This window comes from Kineococcus vitellinus, assembly GCF_009906315.1.
Classification (GTDB): domain Bacteria; phylum Actinomycetota; class Actinomycetes; order Actinomycetales; family Kineococcaceae; genus Kineococcus; species Kineococcus vitellinus.
Window position 1 is genome coordinate 1 of record NZ_JAAALL010000414.1, and the last position, 2,890, is coordinate 2,890.

A 2,890-nucleotide genomic window follows, 5' to 3' on the forward strand; every position below is an offset into this window, starting at 1 on the left:
GCACCGACCCCGCCGCCGGGACCTCGTCCCCGGCGGCGGGTGCGGGCCCCGCGCTGCGCCGCTGCTTCGGCGCCGCCGCGGACCGCATCGCCACCGAGCACTGGAACGCGCGCCCGCTGCTGGTGCGCGCCGCCGACCGGGCCGCCGAGGGCGGGCGCGCCGACGTGCACGACCTGCTCTCGCCGGCCGACGTCGACGAGCTGCTCGGCCCGCGCGCGCTGCGCACCCCGTTCTTCACGATGGTCAAGGACGGCGTCGGGCTGCCGCGGGACTCCTTCACCCGCAAGGCCGTCGCCGGCAACCAGCAGCTGAGCGACCTCGCCGACAGCGAGGGCGTGGCGCGCGGCTACGCGGCCGGCGCGACGATCGTGCTGCAGGCGCTGCACCGCACCTGGCCGCCGCTGGCCCGCTTCTGCGCCGACCTGGCCGCCGACCTGGGCCACCAGTGCCAGGTCAACGTGTACGTCACCCCGCCGGGTGCGCAGGGCTTCAAGCCCCACCACGACACCCACGACGTCGTCGTGCTGCAGGTGGACGGGCGCAAGCACTGGACGATCCACCCGCCGGCGCTCGAGCTGCCGCTGAAGTCGCAGCCCTCCAAGGCGCTGGGGCCGGACCCGGTGGGCGGTCGCGCCCCGGTCGTCGACACCGTGCTGGAACCCGGCGACGCGCTGTTCCTGCCGCGCGGCTGGCTGCACTCGGCGCGCACCACCGACGAGCGCTCCATCCACCTGACGATCGGCCTGCTGTCGACGACGTGGGCCGACGTGCTCACCGACGCCGTGGCCTCCGCCGGCCGCGACGACCTCGCGCTGCGCCGGGCGCTGCCCGTGGGTCCCGCCGACGTCGGCGAGGAGGAGGTCGCGCTCTTCCGCGCGGCCGCCCAGCGCTGGCTGGACGAGCTCGACGACGCGGCCGTGCGCCGCCTGGTCGCCCGCCGCCGCGCCCGGGCCGTGCCCGCCGAACCCGTCGCGCCGCTGGCCCAGGACGCGCTCGCGCGCTCGCTGGACCCCGAGCGGCTGCTGCGCCCGCGCCGCGGGCTCGGCGCGCGGGTGGAGCAGGCGGGGGAGCGGGCCGAGGTGCGCCTGGGCGACCGGACGGTCTCCTTCCCCGGCTGGCTGCTGCCGGTGCTGCAGCACCTCCTCGCCGTCGGCGGCTCCGCCGCCGCGCTGGTGGACGCCGGTCTGGGCGTCGACGAGGCCGACGCCCTCGTGGTCCTGCGCAGGCTGGTGCGCGAGCACGTGCTCGTGGCCGACCAGCAGGACGGGCAGGGGCCGGTCTGAGCGCACCGGCGGCCGCGCGCAGGTTCTCCTGCGCCGCGCAGGCCGAGCAGCGCGGCGACCAGCTGCTCGGCACCGCCACCGGCGTGCGGGGCTACCTGCTCGTGGAGGAACCGGGGCCGTGGGGGCCGGGCGCCGTGCCGGCCACCCGCCTCGGCGAGGAGCTGACGCAGCGGCTGCGGCAGGTGGCCGCCGAGCGCGGGGTGCGGCTGCTGCTGGTGCGCCGCCCGTCGGCGGCCGGGCGCGACCCCGACGGGCCGCGGCGCCTCTTCTTCGCCGACGTGCGGCGCGGGCGCTCGGCGGTGCTCACCCGCAGCGCGGGCCCGGAGGACCTGGCCGCGGCGGCCGCCGACGACACCGGCTGGAGCCGGCACCCGGACCCGCTGCTGCTCGTGTGCACCCACGGGCGCAAGGACTGGTGCTGCGCGCTGCGCGGGCGCCCCGTCGTCGACGCGCTCGCCGCGCTGGTGCCCGAGCAGGTGTGGGAGTGCTCGCACCTGGGCGGCGACCGCTTCGCCGCGACGGTGCTGACGCTGCCGGACGGTGCGGTGCACGGGCGCGTGCAGCCGCAGGACGCCGCGGCGCTGGTGGCGGCCGTCGGCTCCGGCCGGCTGCTGCCGCGGCTGCTGCGCGGGCGCAGCTGCGACGCCATGGTCGTCCAGGCCGCCGAGGGGCACGTGCGCCTGCTCGACGGCCTGGACGCCCTGGAGGCGGTCCGCCCGCGGGCCGCGGTGCGCGGCGAGGACGGCCGCTGGGTCGTCGACCTGCAGGTCGACGACGCGCCGGTGCGGGTGCACCTGCGCGAGGGCACCGCTCCCGCGCACCAGCTCACCTGCTCGGCCGGTTCCGCGCAGCGGGCCCGGACGTGGGAGCTGGAGCGCGTGGAGCGCTGAGCCTCAGGCCGAGCGCAGCTTGCGCGCCACGCCGACGACGCGGGTGGCCATGTGGTCCAGGGCGTTCAGCTCGGCCTCGCCCAGCGGGACGTCGTTGCCGCCGCCGGTGACGTGGCTGACGCCGTAGGGGTTGCCGTCGACGAACTTCAGCCCGTCGGTGTAGCCGGGCGGGACGATGATGCCGCCGAAGTGGTAGATCGTGTTGTAGAGCGCGATGAGGGTCGTCTCCTGGCCGCCGTGGGCGGTCTGGGAGGTGGTGAAGCCGGCGTAGACCTTGTCGGCCAGCAGGCCCTGGGCCCACTGGGCGCCCAGGGAGTCGATGAAGATCTTCAGCTGGCCGGCGACGTTGCCGTAGCGGGTGGGGGAGCCGAAGAGGACCGCGTCGGCCCACACGACGTCGTCGGCGGTGGCGCCGGGGGCGCCCTTGGCCGCCTCGGCCTCGGCGGCCTGCGCGTCGGTGGCCGCCTTCTCGCCGCCGGTGGGCCGGCGCTCGACCTGGCGCAGCCGGACCTCGGCGCCGGCCGCCTCGCCGGCGGCGGCCAGGCGCTCGGCCATGGCGCGGGTGGTGCCGGTGGCCGAGTAGTAGACGATGGCGAGCTTGACGTCGCTCACGGGAGCTCCTGTCGTTGAAGGTGCAACTTGACTGGCGCGCCCAACGTAGCGCCTGCGGCCGCGCCGGGCCAGGCCGCCGGACCCCTCCCCTCGGCGGCTCCTCCC

General features: G+C 77.7%; 3 protein-coding genes. 2 read left to right on the forward strand and 1 reads right to left on the reverse strand.

Going from position 1 to position 2,890, the window contains the following annotated elements; all coding sequences use genetic code 11:
* Window positions 1-1,283 (forward strand): cupin domain-containing protein (locus tag GTQ99_RS21745; protein WP_166617779.1); only part of this gene is annotated, 1,283 nt, incomplete at its 5' end.
* Between the two features lie 83 nt (window positions 1,284-1,366).
* Window positions 1,367-2,173 carry a sucrase ferredoxin gene (locus GTQ99_RS25630; RefSeq protein WP_166617780.1) on the forward strand — a complete coding sequence of 269 codons (807 nt, stop codon included), beginning with the start codon at window positions 1,367-1,369 and terminating at the stop codon, window positions 2,171-2,173.
* A gap of 3 nt (window positions 2,174-2,176) precedes the next feature.
* Here the strand turns inward: GTQ99_RS25630 and GTQ99_RS21755 are convergent, their stop codons facing one another.
* Window positions 2,177-2,785, reverse strand: coding sequence for an NAD(P)H-dependent oxidoreductase (locus GTQ99_RS21755; protein WP_166617781.1), 609 nt, complete (start codon window positions 2,783-2,785; stop codon window positions 2,177-2,179).
* Window positions 2,786-2,890 lie beyond the last annotated feature (105 nt).